General features: G+C 69.5%; 13 protein-coding genes. 12 read left to right on the plus strand and 1 reads right to left on the minus strand.

The features are described 5' to 3' along the window. Nucleotides 1-26: 26 nt before the first annotated feature. From OG707_RS37710 to OG707_RS37725, 4 genes are all read left to right on the plus strand, one after another. Nucleotides 27-1,331, plus strand: coding sequence for an ABC transporter permease (locus tag OG707_RS37710; RefSeq protein ID WP_329128188.1), 1,305 nt, complete (start codon nucleotides 27-29; stop codon nucleotides 1,329-1,331). 8 nt (nucleotides 1,332-1,339) lie between these two features. Next, on the plus strand, nucleotides 1,340-4,087 hold the full coding sequence (locus OG707_RS37715; protein ID WP_329126381.1) for a bifunctional YncE family protein/alkaline phosphatase family protein: 2,748 nt from the start codon (nucleotides 1,340-1,342) through the stop codon (nucleotides 4,085-4,087). A 220-nt stretch (nucleotides 4,088-4,307) separates the two neighbouring features. Beyond that, nucleotides 4,308-6,596: a glycoside hydrolase family 3 N-terminal domain-containing protein gene (locus OG707_RS37720; protein ID WP_329126382.1), complete on the plus strand. Its 2,289-nt coding sequence runs from the start codon at nucleotides 4,308-4,310 to the stop codon at nucleotides 6,594-6,596. Between the two features lie 45 nt (nucleotides 6,597-6,641). Beyond that, nucleotides 6,642-7,253 (plus strand): class I SAM-dependent methyltransferase, encoded by a 612-nt coding sequence (locus tag OG707_RS37725; RefSeq protein ID WP_329126383.1) that lies wholly within the window; start codon nucleotides 6,642-6,644, stop codon nucleotides 7,251-7,253. On the opposite strand, the gene OG707_RS37730 is transcribed toward OG707_RS37725, so the two are convergent. Continuing rightward, entirely contained in the window at nucleotides 7,235-8,431 is a 1,197-nt protein-coding gene (locus OG707_RS37730; RefSeq protein ID WP_329126384.1) for an ROK family transcriptional regulator, read from the minus strand. The genes OG707_RS37725 and OG707_RS37730 overlap by 19 nt on opposite strands. 119 nt (nucleotides 8,432-8,550) lie before the next feature. Between OG707_RS37730 and OG707_RS37735 the strand changes: the two genes are divergently transcribed. The 8 genes from OG707_RS37735 (at nucleotide 8,551) to OG707_RS37770 (ending at nucleotide 16,347) form a co-directional block, all read left to right on the plus strand. Continuing rightward, a complete protein-coding gene (locus tag OG707_RS37735) occupies nucleotides 8,551-9,591 on the plus strand; it encodes a hydroxyacid dehydrogenase (protein WP_329126385.1) in 1,041 nt (346 codons plus the stop codon). After that, entirely contained in the window at nucleotides 9,588-10,982 is a 1,395-nt protein-coding gene (locus OG707_RS37740) for a sulfatase family protein (protein ID WP_329126386.1), read from the plus strand. The genes OG707_RS37735 and OG707_RS37740 overlap by 4 nt, the downstream gene beginning before the upstream one ends. Beyond that, on the plus strand, nucleotides 10,979-12,229 hold the full coding sequence (locus OG707_RS37745; protein ID WP_329126387.1) for a sugar ABC transporter substrate-binding protein: 1,251 nt from the start codon (nucleotides 10,979-10,981) through the stop codon (nucleotides 12,227-12,229). The genes OG707_RS37740 and OG707_RS37745 overlap by 4 nt, the downstream gene beginning before the upstream one ends. A 195-nt stretch (nucleotides 12,230-12,424) precedes the next feature. After that, entirely contained in the window at nucleotides 12,425-13,264 is an 840-nt protein-coding gene (locus tag OG707_RS37750) for a carbohydrate ABC transporter permease (protein ID WP_329126388.1), read from the plus strand. After that, nucleotides 13,261-14,112, plus strand: a complete 852-nt coding sequence (locus tag OG707_RS37755) for a carbohydrate ABC transporter permease (protein WP_329126389.1) — start codon at nucleotides 13,261-13,263, stop codon at nucleotides 14,110-14,112. The genes OG707_RS37750 and OG707_RS37755 overlap by 4 nt, the downstream gene beginning before the upstream one ends. Next, nucleotides 14,109-15,005: a Gfo/Idh/MocA family protein gene (locus OG707_RS37760; protein WP_329126390.1), complete on the plus strand. Its 897-nt coding sequence runs from the start codon at nucleotides 14,109-14,111 to the stop codon at nucleotides 15,003-15,005. Before OG707_RS37755 ends, OG707_RS37760 begins: the two co-directional genes overlap by 4 nt. Beyond that, on the plus strand, nucleotides 15,002-15,997 hold the full coding sequence (locus OG707_RS37765) for a formylglycine-generating enzyme family protein (protein ID WP_443071443.1): 996 nt from the start codon (nucleotides 15,002-15,004) through the stop codon (nucleotides 15,995-15,997). Before OG707_RS37760 ends, OG707_RS37765 begins: the two co-directional genes overlap by 4 nt. Then, nucleotides 15,994-16,347, plus strand: a complete 354-nt coding sequence (locus tag OG707_RS37770) for an MmcQ/YjbR family DNA-binding protein (protein WP_329126391.1) — start codon at nucleotides 15,994-15,996, stop codon at nucleotides 16,345-16,347. Before OG707_RS37765 ends, OG707_RS37770 begins: the two co-directional genes overlap by 4 nt. Nucleotide 16,348 lies beyond the last annotated feature (1 nt).

Consider the following 16,348-nt stretch of genomic DNA (forward strand, 5'->3'; position numbering starts at 1 on the left):
CCGCCACCGTTGCATCCGCCGTCCCGATGTTCCGCGGCTACCGATTCGAGCTGGTCAAGCTGGTCTCGCAGTGGCGGATCCGGCTTCTCGCACTGGCCTGTTGGCTCGCGCCCGGCCTGTTCGTCGCCGCGGTGAGCGAGCAGAGCACCCTGCCCACCGACACGCTCTTCGGCCGCTGGATGCACGCCACCGGCTGGGCCGGACCGCTCGTCCTGCTGGGATTCGCGGGCTCCTGGGCGCTGCCGCTGCTCACCTCGGTGGTGGCCGGTGACGCGTTCGCCGCAGAGGACCGGCTCGGCACCTGGCGCCACCTGCTCGTCGCGATGCGTTCACCACGGCGGATCTTCGTGGCGAAGGCGCTGGCCAGCCTCAGCGTCATCCTGCTCCTCGTGGTGGGCCTTGCCCTCTCCAGTACGGTCGGCGGGCTTCTGGCGGTCGGCAACCAGCCGCTCGTCGGCCTCGACGGACACCTCCTCACACCCGGCGACACCGCGGTCCGTGTCCTCCTTGCCTGGGCGGCCGCCCTCGCGCCCACCTTGGCGCTCGCTGCGATCGGCCTTCTCGGCTCCGTCGCCCTCGGCCGGTCGCCGATGGGGCTGCTCCTCCCCGCGCTCGTCGCGCTCGCGATGCAGCTCGTACAGCTGATGCCGCTGCCGGTCGCCGTGCGCCTGGCCCTGCCGGGATACGCCTTCATCTCCTTCAACGGCCTGTTCACCGCCCCGGCGCAGCTCGGCCCGCTCCTGATCGGTGTGACGGTGGGCCTGGTGTGGGCGGTGCTCGCGACGGTCCTGGCGTATCTGCTCTTCCTGCGGCGCGACTTCACCAACCCGAACGTCGAAGGCACGGGCCGCCGTGCGGTCACCGCCGGCGCCCTGCCCCTGGCCGGGCTGTTGGCCGTCACGATCGCGGCACTCACCACGGTGCACGGTGCCACCGGATCCGGCATCGACCAGGAGAAGGTGCAGCGCTCGGTGGCAACGGCCTTCGCTCACCTGTACCGGATGCAGACCGAGCAACTGCACCGTCCTGCCGTCACCGAGGCGCAGTTGAAGACCTCGGCGGTCTGTACGAAGGGCGACGCGAAGGCCTCGCCCGTGGGCCCGGGCAACGGCTGGCGCTGCGTCGTCTCCTGGCAATTGCCCGGCGTCGCTGCCACCGGACAGGCCGTCTACCAGCTTGATCTCGCGGCAGACGGGCGCTACGTCGCCGACGGCGACGGTCCGAAGGAAGTCAACGGCTACTTCCTGTTGAGCACCCCCCAAGGGGATACGCCCAACCCCCTCTGGCAGTTCGACGGCAACGTCGCGCTCCTTGCCACCGCGAAAGGATGACCCTCTCCATGCATGTCATACGCCGCCGGCGTGCGAAGCAGGCACCCACCGGCCTGTTCGGCAGATACGCCGGCCGTACACCCCTGATCACGGCAGGCGTCACCGCAGTCGCCGTCCTCGTCGCCACCGGCACCGCGATGGCCGCCACGCACCAGTTTGGCACGGACAAGGTCGGCGACATCACCGACCGGGGCCAGGTTCTGCCGAGCGACCAGTATCTGGCCCCGTACGGCGAACGCCTGGTCGACAACGACGGCAAGATCATGTCGTCCACGGTCAGCCCGGACGGCACCCACCTCGCGGCGTCCATCACCGACGGCCCGGGCGCGCTGTCGGTCATCGACCTGAAGAACTGGAAGGTGCAGCAGCTCGTCGGCAAGTCCGCCGCCGCGAATCTCCAGCTCGACGGCAACGACGTGGGTCAGGAAGGCCCCACGTACTCGCCCGACGGCAAGCAGCTGTGGCTCAGCCGTACCGACGGCTACACCCGGTTCACGGTCAATCCCGACGGCAGCGTCGCCGACCCGACGGCGATCAAGATCCCGGCGGACGGAGCCAAGCACGCGCTGTCGGGCGAGGCGGTGTTCTCGCCCGACGGCTCCACCGTCTACTCGGCGGTCAACGGCCAGAACCGGGTCGTCGCGCTCGACGCGGCCTCCGGCGCCGTCAAACAGAGCTGGGCCGTCGGCAACGCCCCGCGCGACATGGTCGCGGTCGGCGACAAGCTCTACGTCAGCAACGAGGGCGGCCGCCCGGCCAGACCGGGCGAGACCACGATCAACTCCTACAACACGCAGGTGCCGGCCGATCCCAAGACCGGTGCCACCACGACAGGCACCGTCAGCGTCATCGACCTGGCCACGCCCTCCGCCGCGCCCACGAGCATCGACGTCGGTCTGCACCCGACGGCTCTGTACGCGAAGAAGGGCGCACTGTTCGTCACGAACACCGCATCCAACAACGTCTCGGTCATCAACACCGCGAACGACAAGGTCGTACAGACCATCGCCACCCAGCCGTGGCCCGAGGCCAAGGTCGGCTACGAGCCCGACGCGGTCACGCTCACCGACGACGGCCGGCTCCTGGTCACGCTCGGCCGCGCCAACGCGATCGCCGTCTACCGCTACAAGTCCGCGCAGGAACCGGTCGGTTACGTAGGACTCCTGCCCACCGACTACTTCCCGGCGGAGATCGCAGCCGTCGGCGACCAGGTGATCGTCTCCAACACCCGTGGCATCGACGCCCGCCGCCCCACGACCAAGGCCGGGCACGCCACCCACGACACCACGTCGAGCCTCACGCACTTCACGCTCCCCGACGACAGGACCGTCAAGTCGCAGACGGCCAAGGTGTTCAAGCAGAACGGCTGGACCAAGGGCGCGGTCAGGGCGGGCAAGGGACACGCCAAGCCGGTGCCCGTCCCCGCGCGCCTCGGCGACCCGTCGACGATCAAGCACGTCTTCATGATCGTCAAGGAGAACCGGACCTACGACCAACTCTTCGGCGACATGCCGCAGGGCGACGGCGACCCGGCGCTGACCGAGTTCGGCGAGAACGTCACGCCCAATCAGCATGCGATGGCCGAACAGTTCGGGCTCTACGACAACACCTACGACATCGGCACGAACTCCGCCGAGGGCCACAACTGGCTGATGCAGTCGGACAACCCCGAGTACACCGAGTCCTCGGCCGGTGAGTACCAGCGCAGCTACGACACCGAGGACGACGCCCTCGGCCACCAGCGCACCGGGTTCATCTGGAGCGGCGCCCAGGCGGTCGGCAAGTCCGTGCGCGACTTCGGCGAGTTCCACCAGTTCCTGACCAAGCCCGCCGACGCGAGCTGGCAGAACCTGTACTGCGACGCCAAGACCATGGACACGACCGGCACGGACACGGCCTACAAGCTGACCTCGTCCTCACCGATCCCCTCGCTCAACAGCGTGTCGGTGCCCGGCTTCCCGAAATTCGACACCAGCATCCCCGACCAGTACCGCTACCAGATCTGGAAACAGGACTTCGAGAAGAACGGCCCCGCCGACCTCAACATGTTCTGGCTCTCCAGCGACCACACCGGCGGCCCGGCCAACGCCCCTGCCCAGGTTGCCGACAACGACCTCGCCACCGGCAAGATCGTCGACAAGATCTCGCACAGCAAGTACTGGAAGGACTCGGTGATCTTTGTCGTCGAGGACGACTCCCAGGCCGGACTCGACCACGTCGACGGCCACCGTGCGCCGATCCAGATCATCAGCCCCTGGGCCCAGCACGGCAAGGTCGACAGCCACTACTACTCGCAGATCACCATGGTCCGCACCATCGAGCAGATCCTCGGGATCCACCCGATGAACCAGAAGGACAGCGCGGCCACCCCGATGACCGGGGCGTTCAGGTCCAAGCCGGACTACACGCCGTTCAACGCCGTGCCCAACCGCACCTCGCTCACCGCAGGCCTGAAGACCCCGCCGTCCTGCGGCGAGGACACCCCGGCTCCGCAGGACCCGAAGGCGGCCGCCGTACCGTCGGGCAAGGTGCCCGCGGACAAGAAGCAGCTCGCGGCGCAGTGGCAGAAGTGGCAGTCCCAACAGCCACTGACGGGCATTCACGCCAAGGCCGACTACGCGAACCCCGCGCAGATGAACCACTTCACGTGGTACCAGACCTACGGATTCACGAAGCCGTACCCCGGCGAGACGAAGTTCTACGGACCGGATGACGTGCCCGGCGCCTATCTGCCGTCGCCGGATTCCGACGGCTGACGTTCGTCCCCGACATGCCGGCTCCCCTTCGCAACAAGCTCTGAGCGGAGGGGAGCCGGCATGTGATGGCCGCGCTGCCTCCGCCACGCAGGACCCGCCGCTCCCGTACGGAAGTGATCACAGCCCTGCACGCCGTCCGCCCCTGGTGGGAGCGCGCGTAGGGTGTGCCTCGGATGTGCCTCGACCTCGGATCCGGCCGGATGCTGTGAAAGGAACTCGCGTGCCCTCGCTCTCGCCCTACCTCGATCCCACTCTGAGTGTCACCGAGCGGGTCGAGGATCTTCTCCGGCGTATGACGCTGCCCGAGAAGGTCGGCCAGATGCTGCAGTTGAATGCGAAGGACGGCGTGCACCTCGTCGAGGACATGCACGCGGGCTCCATCCTCCACGCATCGCCCGAGCGGCTCCTCCAGGCGGCCGAAATCACCGAGCGGTCACGGCTGCGCATCCCGCTGCTGGTGGCCGAGGACTGCATCCACGGACACTCCTTCTGGGAGGGTGCGACGATCTACCCGACCCAGCTGGGCATGGCCGCGACCTGGGACCCGGACCTCGTCGAGCGGGTTGCCCGGGCGACGGCGGTCGAGGTGTCGGCGACCGGCGTGCACTGGACGTTCTCGCCTGTCCTGTGCATCGCACGGGATCTGCGGTGGGGCCGGATCAGTGAGACCTTCGGCGAGGATCCCTTCCTCATCGGCGAGTTGGGCTCCGCCATGGTCCGCGGTTACCAGGGCGACGGGCTCTCCGACCCTACGGCGATCCTCGCCTGCGCCAAGCACTTCGCCGGCTACTCGGAGACCCAGGGCGGCAGGGACGCCAGCGAGGCCGACATCTCGCGGCGCAAACTCCGCTCCTGGTTCCTGCCCCCGTTCGAACGCGTCGCCCGCGAAGGGTGCCGTACGTTCATGCTGGGCTACCAGTCCATGGACGGCGTCCCGATCACCGTCAACAACTGGCTGCTCAACGACGTGCTGCGCGGTGAGTGGGGATACACGGGCACGCTCGTGACCGACTGGGACAACGTCGGCCGCATGGTGTGGGAGCAGCGGATCCACAGCGACTACGCACAGGCGTCCGCGGCGACGGTCCGCGCCGGCAACGACATGGTCATGACGACGCCGAAATTCTTCGGCGGTGCGCAGGAGGCCGTCGAGCAGGGAACGCTCGACGAGGCGGACATCGACGAGGCGGTCCGCCGCGTACTGACCCTGAAGTTCGAACTCGGGCTGTTCGAACGGCCGCGCCGCCCCGAGCCCGCCCGGCAGGCCGAGGTGATCGGCAGCGCGGAGCACGCCGCGCTGAATCTCGAGACGGCCCGCCGCTCGCTCGTCCTGCTCACCAACGACGGCACCCTGCCCCTGGCGGACGGCAGTGCGGCGGACGCCGAAGGCCGTGCCGTTGCCGTCGCGGGAAGCGCACCGCGTACGGTCGCCGTCATCGGGCCCAACGCCGATGACGCGCAGACCCAGCTCGGCGACTGGGCCGGCTCCTCGGGCCAGGCCGACTGGCTCCCCGACGGCCAGCCCCGCGAGATGATCACGACAGTGCTCGAAGGGTTCCGGGCGCATGTTCCCGAGGGCTGGAGCGTGTCGTACGCCCAGGGTGCGGACATCCTGACCGTCGAGGCCGACCCGGAGGGCGCGTTCTTCCCCGACGGACAGCCCCGCCCCGAAGTCGTGCTCCCCGCGGAACCCTCCCCGACGATGATCACCGAAGCCGTGGCGCACGCGGAGGCAGCGGACTACGTCGTCGCCGTCGTGGGCGACCGTGTCGAACTGGTGGGTGAGGGCAGGTCGACGGCAACCCTGGAACTGGTCGGAGGGCAGGTCGCCCTCCTCGACGCACTGGCCTCGACCGGCAAGCCGCTGGTGGTGGTGGTCATCAGCTCCAAACCACTGGTCCTGCCGCCCTCCGCGCACGGTGCAGCGGCGATCGTGCACGCCTTCAACCCCGGCATGCGCGGCGGGCAGGCGATCGCCGAGCTGGTCCTCGGCCTCATCGAGCCCACCGGCCGGCTGCCCATCTCCTTCGCCCGTCACGCGGGGCAGCAGCCCACGTACTACAACCAGGTGCGCGGCCAGCACGGCCATCGCTACGCGGACCTGACGCAGAATCCCGCCTTCGTCTTCGGCGAGGGGCTGAGCTACACGACCGTGGAGTACACGAACCTTCACATCCCCGACGCACAGCTCGGAGTGGACGACACGGTCCGCGCACGGGTCACGGTCTCCAACACGGGCACGCGTCCCGTCCTGGAAACTGTGCAGGCATACGTCAGCGACACCGTCACGTCGGTGACGTGGGCGGAGAAGGAACTGAAGGCGTACCAGCAGGTGGCGATCGCGGCGGGGGAGTCACGCGAAGTCCTGATCGATCTGCCGGTCGCGGCGTGCACGCTCGTGGACGCGGAAGGCGAGCGTGTCGTCGAGGCCGGCGCCTTCGAGCTCCTGGTCGGCCCGTCCTCCCGCGAGGAGTCGCTGTTGCGGGCCGGATTCACCGTCAAGCACTGAACCGGTCCAGCATTCGCGCAGGTGGGCTCCCGTACAGTCGATCTCATGAGTCGTTGGCAGGAACTGACCGGTGGCACGTCGGGACACGAGTACGCCGCGCGCTTCGCCGCACTGGCCGGCAGCGGGAAGGACGTGCATGGCGAGGCGCGCTTCTGCGCGGCCCTGGTGCCCGCCGGCGCGCGGGTGCTCGACGCCGGATGCGGTACCGGGCGGGTCGCGATCCGGCTGGCGGAGCTGGGGTACGACTGCGTCGGGATCGACCTCGACGCGTCGATGCTGGACGTGGCGCGGGCTCACGCACCGGATCTGCCGTGGTTCCGTGCCGATCTCGCCGAGTTCGATCCGGCGCTGCTCGGCATCGCCGCGGACTTCGATCTCGTCGTCGCTGCCGGCAATGTCTTCCCACTGCTGGCAGCCGGGACCGAGGGTGGCGTGGTCAAGCGCCTCGCCGGGGTCCTGCGTCCGGGCGGGCTGCTGGTCGCGGGCTTCGGCCTGGACGCCGCCCACCTGCCTGTGCCGCCCGGCATCACGCTGGCGGAGTACGACGCGAGTTGCACGGCGGCGGGCCTCGCCTTCGTCGACCGTTTCGCCACGTGGGACGCGGACGTCTACGACGGCGGTGGCTACGCCGTCAGCGTTCATCGCACCGGACCCTGACCTGGCTGCCCAGCTCCATCGTCCGGCTGTGCGATGTCGGTCGTGAACATACGGGCCAGGACGGTGTACGCAGCACCTTGAGCCAGGGCGGATTCATCGGCCGGAGCCGATTCGAATGCGGGCGCGGGGGAGTGCTCGTGCGCGTACTGGCGGCGGAAGGCCTCCGCCGTCAGGGCGGGGAGGCCCGGGAGGTCCATCTCGCGGCCGATGGCGACCACGACTCGTTCCGGGCCGAACGTCTTGGCGGCGTTCGCCATGCCAGTACCCAGTACCTCGCCTGCCGCTGTGGTCAGGTCGTCGTCCGAGGCCGGCGCGGATGCCGATGTTGATGTCGATGCGGTCGCGGCGGCGCGGCGTTCGCGTTCGCGGTCGATTCCCCAGCGGCTGCTCCACGTCTCGAGGCAGTCCGCGGCGCCGCAGTGGCAGGGCCGGTCCGCCCCCATGTTCACGTGCGTGTGGGCGAATCCGCCCGCCGTGCCGTTGTAGCCGCGGTGAATCCGGCCCCGCACCACCATCGAGGCGCCCAGGCTCATCCCGACGCTGAACACCAGCAGGTCCCGGCCGGCCAGCCGGCTGTCGAAGAGCAGCAGGCCCGAGGCCACGGAATTGACGTAACTGTCCACCGACACAGGCGTGTTCAGGGCCGCGGCCAGCTGTGCCTGGAACGGGACGTCCTTCCAGCCCAGTGAACCGCTGTGGCGTACGACGCCCCCGGCGTGGTCGACGACGCCCGACACGGCGACGCCGACGCCGGTCAGGGCCGCGGACTTCTTGCGCGCTGCAGCCGTGCGCACGGCTGCGACGACGGCTCGGACCGCGTCCTGCGGAGTCGTCGACGCGAGCGGTTCCCGGTGGGAGGTGACCACTTCGCCGCGCAGGTTGACCAGAACCGCGTAGGCCTCGGTGGCCGACAGTCTGACGCCCGCGGCGAGAACCGTGTCCCTGCCGAGTTCGAGGAGCCGCGCGGGACGGCCGCGCGGGCTGGGCGCGATGTCCGTCTCGGTGAGCAGTCCTGCCTGGAGCAGCCTGGTCGTGATGCCGGTGACCGTGGCCGGGCTGAGACCGGTGCGCGTGGAGATCGCGGCCCGCGCCACGGGGGCGTGTGCGCGTACGACGTCGAGGATCAGGGCTTCATTGATCTCGCGGATCAGGGCCTTGCTGCCGGCGCGAGGCCTCATCGCGTGCGGATCCCTTCGTGGTGGGGGGCGAGCTCTGGACATCTGGCGTCCGCATTCTGGCACGCCATCTTTAATTCGGTCATTGACAAAAATACACCGTGCTGGCTAGTTTCCGCTGCATGAGCCAACCGAATGAATGGCCCGACGGCGTCCCCGGCCCCGGGGGAACGAGGATCCTGCTGAGCGTCCCGCCGGCCGAAAAGGGCGCCTTCTTCCCCCCGGAGACCAGGGCGGCCCTCGACAGCATCGGCCGGGTCACCGAGTGGGAACCGCAGGTCCTTCAGCCGGTGAAGGCGTTCGGCGAGGCGCTCCAGGGCGTGCACGTGCTGATCACCGGCTGGGGCTTCCCACGGCTCGACGAGGCCCGACTCGCCCTGGCGCCCGATCTGCGGCTCGTGATGCATTCGGCGTCCTCGATCCGCGGGCTCGTGAGCGACGACTTCTGGGCGAGCGGCCTGCCCGTTGCCCAGGCCGGAGCGGCCATGGCCCCCGCCGTGGCGGAGCTCTCCCTGGCCTTCACCCTGTCCCTGCTGCGCCGCACCCATCGCTTCGACCACGCGCTGCGCGTCGGCCAGGACTGGGAGTCGGCGAGGCGCGTCGAGCGGGCGCGGGAGATCCGCGGAGCTCGTATCGGAGTCGTCGGCGCTTCCCGCACAGGTCGTCAGTACATCGACATGTGCCGGGCGCTCGGCGCCGACGTGCAGGTCTTCGACCCCTATGTCGGTGCGGGTGATCCACTGGCCGCGTTGACCTGCGGGCTGCCCGAACTGCTCGCCGGGAGCGATGTGGTCGCCGTGCACGCCCCCGACACCTCCGAGACCCGGGGAATGATCGGTGCGGCAGAGATCGCCGCGCTCAAGGACGGTGCCCTCGTCGTCAACACCGCCCGCCCCGCGCTCATCGACATGGACGCTCTGTACGAGGCGGCCGCACAGGGCCGCATCGACGTGGCGCTCGATGTGTACGACAGTGAGCCGCTGCCCGTGGACGATCGCTGGCGCGCCCTGCCCAACGTGCTCCTCACCCCGCACATCGCCGGTGCCACCGCGGACTCGCGGCGTCGCGCCGGGTGGATCGTCGTCGACGAGATCCGCCGATTCCTCGCCGGGCAGTCCCTGCAACACGCAGTGACCCGCGAGGCGTTGGGGAGGATGGGATGACCGCTCCGACGCCCCGCAACATCCTGCTGCTCCACTGCCACGACCTCGGCCGCTTCCTCGGCGCGTACGCCGTGCCCACCGTGGTGACTCCGCACCTCGACGCACTGGCGGAGGAGTCCGCCTTGTTCGAGAACGCCTTCGCCACCGCCCCGCACTGCAGCCCGGCGCGCGCTTCGCTGTTCACCGGCATGTACCCGCAGAGAAGCGGGGTGCTCGGGCTCACCCACGACCCCTTCGGCTGGGATCTCGACGACCCGGGCTCCCATCTCGCAAGGAGACTGCGCACCGCCGGCTACTACACCGAACTCATCGGCGTGCACCACGAGTCCAGGGTTCTCCCGGACGAACAGGTCGCCGCACGCCTGGGCTTCGACCGGGTGCGCACCGGCGGCGACCGCGATGTCGTCGTGACGCGTACGACCGAAGCCCTCGACCGGGTCGCGGGCCGCGACGAGCCCTTCTACCTCCAGGTCGGCTTCCACGAGCCGCACCGCACCCCGTCCGCCCGGGACCGGCCGGGCGTCATGGGCTTCCTCGGCGACGCCGTGCGCCCCGACACGTCCCGGGGACTGACCGTGCCCCCGTACCTGCGCGACGACGCCGGCGCACGCGAGGAAATGGCCGAACTCCAGGGCGCCGTACGGCACATGGACGAGGGCGTCGGCCAGATCCTGGCCCACCTCGACGGGCTGGGCCTGCGCGACGAGACCGTCGTGGTGTTCACCACCGACCACGGGCTGGCGCTGCCCCGGGCCAAGTGCACGCTCTACGATCCCGGACTCGAAGTCGCCCTGATCATGCGCGTACCCGGCCGGGACGCCTGGCACGGCAGGCGGATGGCGCCCATGGTGAGCCATGTCGACGTGATCCCGACACTGCTGGATCTCGTCGGTCTTGCCGACCGGCCGTCCCCGGCCCTCCCGGGCACCAGCCTGTCCGGCCTCGTGGAGGACGGCCGCACCCCGCGCACCCACACCTTCGGGCAGCTCAACCACCACATCTACTACGACCCCAAGCGCTCGGTGCGCTCGGCCACCCACAAACTCGTCGCCAACTTCAGCAACGCGCCCCGGGCCATGGACCCCACCCAGTCCTGGGTGCGCCGCAGCCTCCCCGCCGACCTGACGGGATCCACCGTCGAAACCAGCCCCGTACTGGAGCTCTACGACCTCGAGGCCGACCCCGGCGAACGGGTCAACCGGGCCGGGGATCCCGCGTACGAAACCGTGGCGGGCCACCTGGCGGCCGCCCTCCTCGGCTGGATGCACGACAACGGCGACCCGCTCCTGGTAGCCGAGCCCCTGCTGGCCCGCCACCAGGATGCCGTCACCGCTCTCACGCGTGCCGCCCGCACCGCCCCCGCCCCACCCCGAGAGAGGCAATCAGCATGAGAACCCGACCACTTCGCCTCGCGGCGATCGCTGCCGCGGTCGGCCTCGTGCTGACCGCCTGCTCCTCCTCGGCGGACGACGGCAGGGCCGACGTGACCCTGTGGATGTACCCCGTCATCAAGGACCCGGCGGCGAGCAAGAAGTACTGGGCCGACACCGAAGCCGCGTTCGAGAAGACCCACCCGGATGTCGACCTGCACATCCAGCTGCAGACCTTCGACAAGCGCGACGCACAGATCTCGGCCGCCCTCGCCGCGCGCTCCGGGCCCGACATCGTGCTCATCACACCCGACCAGGCCGCGACCTACAGCAAGGTCGGGGGACTCCTGCCCGTGGACAGGGCCATCGCGGGCGGGCGCGCGTCCTTCCTCCCCGAGACGCTCAAGGCCGCCACCTTCGACGGCGCGTTGTACGGCGTACCGATCTTCCAGAACATCAACACCACCGCGTACAACACGAAGGTCTTCGAGGACGCCGGACTCGGCATACCCCGGACCTGGGACGACGTGCTGAAGGCGGCCCCCGTGCTCGCCAAGAGGGGCGTCGCCGTCATGGACTACGCGGGCAGCCCCGAGCAGACCCTCAACATGACGTTCTATCCGCTGCTGTGGCAGGCCGGTGGCACCGTGTTCAGCAAGGACGGCAAGGACGTCGCGTTCGACTCGGACGCGGGGGTGGCCGCGCTGCAGTTCCTCGTCGACCTGAAGAAGCAGGGCGGTCTGCCTCCCGACGCCGTCACTGAGGGCCCCGCGATCGAAGGCGCTCCGATCGCCGACGGCAAGGTCGCCCTGCGGCCCGTCACTTCGCTCCCAGAGCTGCAGCAGATGCGCGCCGCTCTGGGCAAGGAGAACGCCACCTTCGGTCTCCCCCTGCAAGGCGCGGTCCGCGCCACGTACGGCAATCCAGGACTGCTCTCGCTGACCTCCATCAACAAGAACGAGAACCGCGACGCCGCCTACGAGGTTCTCGACTATCTGAGCTCCCCCGAGCAGCAGCGGGCGCTCAACGCCGCCGCCGGCAGCTTCCCGACCCGCAAGGACGTCAGGGCACCGGGCAGCGGACCCGACTTCAAGGCCCTGAACGACGCACTGCGGTACGCCAACCCCGGCGAACCGTCAGCCGCCGCCCGCCAGGTCATGGCGACGCTCGCGCCGTACGTACAAGCCGCCCTCAAGGGCGATCTCTCGGCGAAGGACGCACTGAAGAAGGCCGCCGAAGAGGCACGCGGGGAACTGTCCCGCACCTGACCGGACGGTCCCCCGCACAGAACCGCCCTTCCGATTCCGCCCCGTTGAGAGGCTGCTATGCCCGTGCGCACATCTGCGAGCACACTCCTGGCCAGCCCGCCGCCCCGTCGGCCGGCGACCGTATCCGCCGGCCGGGATCCAGCAAAAGGCCAGGCCGCGCTCCGCCGACGCCGGCGCCGTGAAGCGGTCACGGGCGTGCTCTTCGTGCTGCCCACGCTCGTTATCTTCGGCGTCTTCAAGTTCCTCCCCATCGCCGGGGCCGGCGCCATGAGCTTCACCCGGTACAGCCTCAACGGCGACTTCAGCTGGCTCGGGACCGACAACTACAGCCGCCTGTTCGACGACGAGCACTTCTGGCAGAGCCTGGGTGTGACGGTGAGCTATGTGCTCCTCTTCGTGCCCCTGATCATCGTCGTCTCGCTGGTCGGAGCACTGCTCCTGAACAAGGTCGTACGGTTCTCCGGCACCTTCCGGGCCGTGCTCTTCCTGCCCTACCTCAGCTCGTTCGTCATGGCCGGCATCGTGTGGTCGTGGATCTTCGCAAGTGACGGGCCGCTCAACGCGGCGCTCGGCGGCCTCGGCCTCGGCACCGTCCCCTTCCTGTCCGGCGACCAACTCCTGGTCCTGGCCTCTCTGGCGCTCGTCGCCGTATGGAAGGGCTTCGGGTACTCGATGCTCGTCTTCCTCGCCGGCCTGAAGGCCCAGCCCGCCGAGGTGCACGAAGCGGCCCGCCTCGACGGCGCCGGCACCTGGCAGGCGTTCCGCTACGTGACACTGCCGCTGCTGAAGCCCGTACTGTTCTTCGTCCTTGTCATCGAGACGATCACCGGCTTCCAGGTCTTCGACACCGTCTACGTGATGACCGGAGGCGGCCCCAACCTGGCCAGCCACAGCCTCATCTACTTCCTCTACGACGAAGCCTTCAAGTTCCTCGACTTCGGCTACGCATCGGCGGTCGGCATGGTCCTGTTCGCCATCGTGCTCGTCCTCTCCCTGGTCCAGCGGCGCCTCGTCGAAGGAAAGGAGTCCAAGTGACCACCACAACTGCCACACCCGGGGTCCGCAGCCCCCGGCGGACACGGCGCCGGGGCTGGCTGCCGACCGTGGCGCTCCTCGTCATCAGCCTGTTCACCGTCGCGCCGCTGCTGGCGGTGCTCGTCCTCGCCCTCTCGCCCGAGAACGCCCCGACCCTGCCGCACGCGATCCCGGACTCGCTGACCCTCGACAACATCACGAGCATCTTCGCAGTGGGCGAATTCCCCCTCTGGCTCTTCAACTCCTTCGTCTACTCTGCCGTCTCCGTGGTGATCATCCTGCTCACCGCCTCGATGGCCGCGTACGCCCTGGTGCGCAAACGGTTCCCTGGTCGCAACGCGCTGCTCTGGGCGATCGTCGCCACGCTCATGGTTCCGATGCAGGCCACTCTCATCCCCACGTTCATCCTCGTCGCCCGCATCCACGGCACGAACACCCTCTGGGGTCTGATCATGCCGACGCTCGCCAACGCGCAGGCGGTGTTCCTCATCCGGCAGTTCATCCGGGATCTGCCGGACGAACTGTTCGACGCGGCGCGGATCGACGGAGCGGGGGAGTGGCGCACCTTCGCCCGGATCGTGCTGCCGCTGATCCGCCCGGTGCTGGCAACGCTCGCCATCTTCGTCTTCCTGTGGCACTGGAACGATCTGCTCTGGCCGATGATCGTGGGCCAGACCGACCACGCCCGCACCCTCACCGTCGGACTCGCCACGCTGCACACGGAGACGGTCTCGACGGCGGGCATCATGTCCGCGGCCTTCGTCAGCTTCCTCCCCTGCCTGGTGATCTTCATCGTGCTGCAGCGGCACATCGTCGCCGGCATCACCTCCTCGGGGGTGAAGGGATGACGGGCCGTCCGCCGCTGCGCCTGGGACTCATCGGCGTCGACTCCCCGCACGCGCCGTCCTTCACCCGCCTGCTGGGCGACGGGGTGTCGGGCACCGTGCCGGGCGGAACGATCGTCGCCGCGTGGAAGGGAGTGGCGGCGGCGGACTTCCCGCCCGGCCGCGACCGCATCGACGCGTTCGCCGAGGAAGTACAGGCCCTCGGGGTGCCGTCGTACGAGACGCCGGAAGAGGTGGCGGTGCGATGCGACGTGCTGCTCGTCGTGGCGTCGGACGCGCGGACCCACCCCGCGTACTTCCGTCGGCTGGCTCCGTTCGGCAAGCCGGTCTACGTCGATACGCGCTTCGCCCTCGCCACCGGCGACGCCCGGACGATGTTGGCCGAGGCCGCGGACCACGGATGTCTGCCACTGGCCGGATCACCGAAGCGGTTCACGTCCGAGTTCCGGCACGCCGTCGACGGTTCACGGATCGACCGCATCGAACTGACCGGTCCACTGCCGACACAACCCGGCCACCCCTTCCTGGCCTGGTACGGAGTGCATCTGGTCGACCTGGCCGTCGCGGCGCTCGGCCCGGGATGCGTGAGGGTGGACGCCTCGTCTGGCGACCGCGTGATGCTGACCTGGCCGGGCGGACGGACCGCGGTGCTCGGCGGGGAGGAGGCGTGGTCGCCGCTCACCACGGGGCGCGTCCACGGCCCGTACGGAGAGCGGGAGTTCTCCATCGTGGCCGGGGAGCCCATGCTCACCGGGCTGCTCGCCTCCATTGTCGATTCATGCCGCAGTGGCCTCCCCAACGTGCCCGCAGCGGAGGTACTGGAGATCGTGGCGATCGTGGAGGCCGCCCAGCGCAGCCGGAGCACCGGTGCAGCGGTCGCGCCGGGCGCGCGATGAATCACCTCGTGGAAGTACCCCGGCCATGTTGCGCGGCGAGTCGCGAACTTGCCGCGCCGGCTCCTCTCGGAACACTCAAGGACCGTCCGAGGCAGCCGGAGGCGGTGGACAGCACCGGAATGGTGCGCCTGCCCGGCGGTCCGTTCCTGATGGGCACGGACGCGGACGACGGCTACCCGGCAGATGGTGAGGGGCCGGTGCGAGAGGTCGAACTCGATCCGTTCTGGATCGACACCACGACGGTCACGAACGCGGCGTTCGCTGCGTTCACCGCCGCGACCGGCTGGGTGACCCTGGCGGAACGCTTCGGCACGTCCTTCGTCTTCGAGGGCCTGCTGCCCGATCGGCTGCGCACCGCCCCGGCCGTACCAGGCACTCCCTGGTGGCGCGATGTGCCCGGTGCCGACTGGCGCCACCCCGAGGGTCCGGGGACCGGCATCGACGACCGTATGAACCACCCGGTCGTTCACGTCACTTGGCGCGACGCCCGTGCCTATGCGAAGTGGGCCGGCAAACGGCTCCCCACCGAGGCGCAATGGGAGTACGCCGCACGCGGAGGACTCGTGCAGGCCCGGTACCCCTGGGGCGACGAGCGCGAGCCGGCCGGCGTCCACCGGATGAACGTATGGCAGGGAGACTTCCCCACTCGGAAGGCGGCCGCGGACGGCCACCTCGGCACGGCCCCGGCCGACGCCTACGAGCCCAACGGCCACGGACTGTTCAACACCTGCGGCAACGTCTGGGAATGGTGCGCCGACTGGTTCCACCCCACCTGGCACCGCACCGGCCCGCGCACCAACCCGACCGGGCCCCGGCGCACCGGACGCAAGTCGATGCGCGGCGGCTCCTATCTCTGCCACGACAGCTACTGCTTCCGCTATCGCGTGGCCGCCCGCAGCTCCAACACACCGGACAGCAGCGCCGGGAACATCGGCTTCCGCTGCGTGACGGCACCGGGGTTGTCAGTGGGCTGTCGTACGGTCGGTCCATGAGCACGTCCGACGAAGTCCGAGAGATCGCCCTCTCCCTGCCGGAGACGACCGAGAAGGTCGCCTGGTCCATGCCCACCTTCAGGGTCGCCGGGAAGATGTTCCTGACAATTCCCGACGACGAGACATCGATGGCCGTCCGCTGCCCCAAGGACGAGCGCGAGGAACTGGTCCTCGCCGAGCCGGAGAAGTTCTGGGTCGCGGACCACGAGGCGTCGTCCGCCTGGGTGAGGGTACGGCTCGCCGCACTCGAAGATGCGGACGAGCTCCGCGCGATCGTCACCGACTCCTGGCGCCAGGCGGCCCCGACCCGGCTGCTCCAGGATCCTCCCCAGCTCGTGGTCCCGTCCTGAA

The sequence above is a fragment of the Streptomyces sp. NBC_01465 genome (genome assembly GCF_036227325.1).
Taxonomy (GTDB): Bacteria; Actinomycetota; Actinomycetes; order Streptomycetales; family Streptomycetaceae; genus Streptomyces.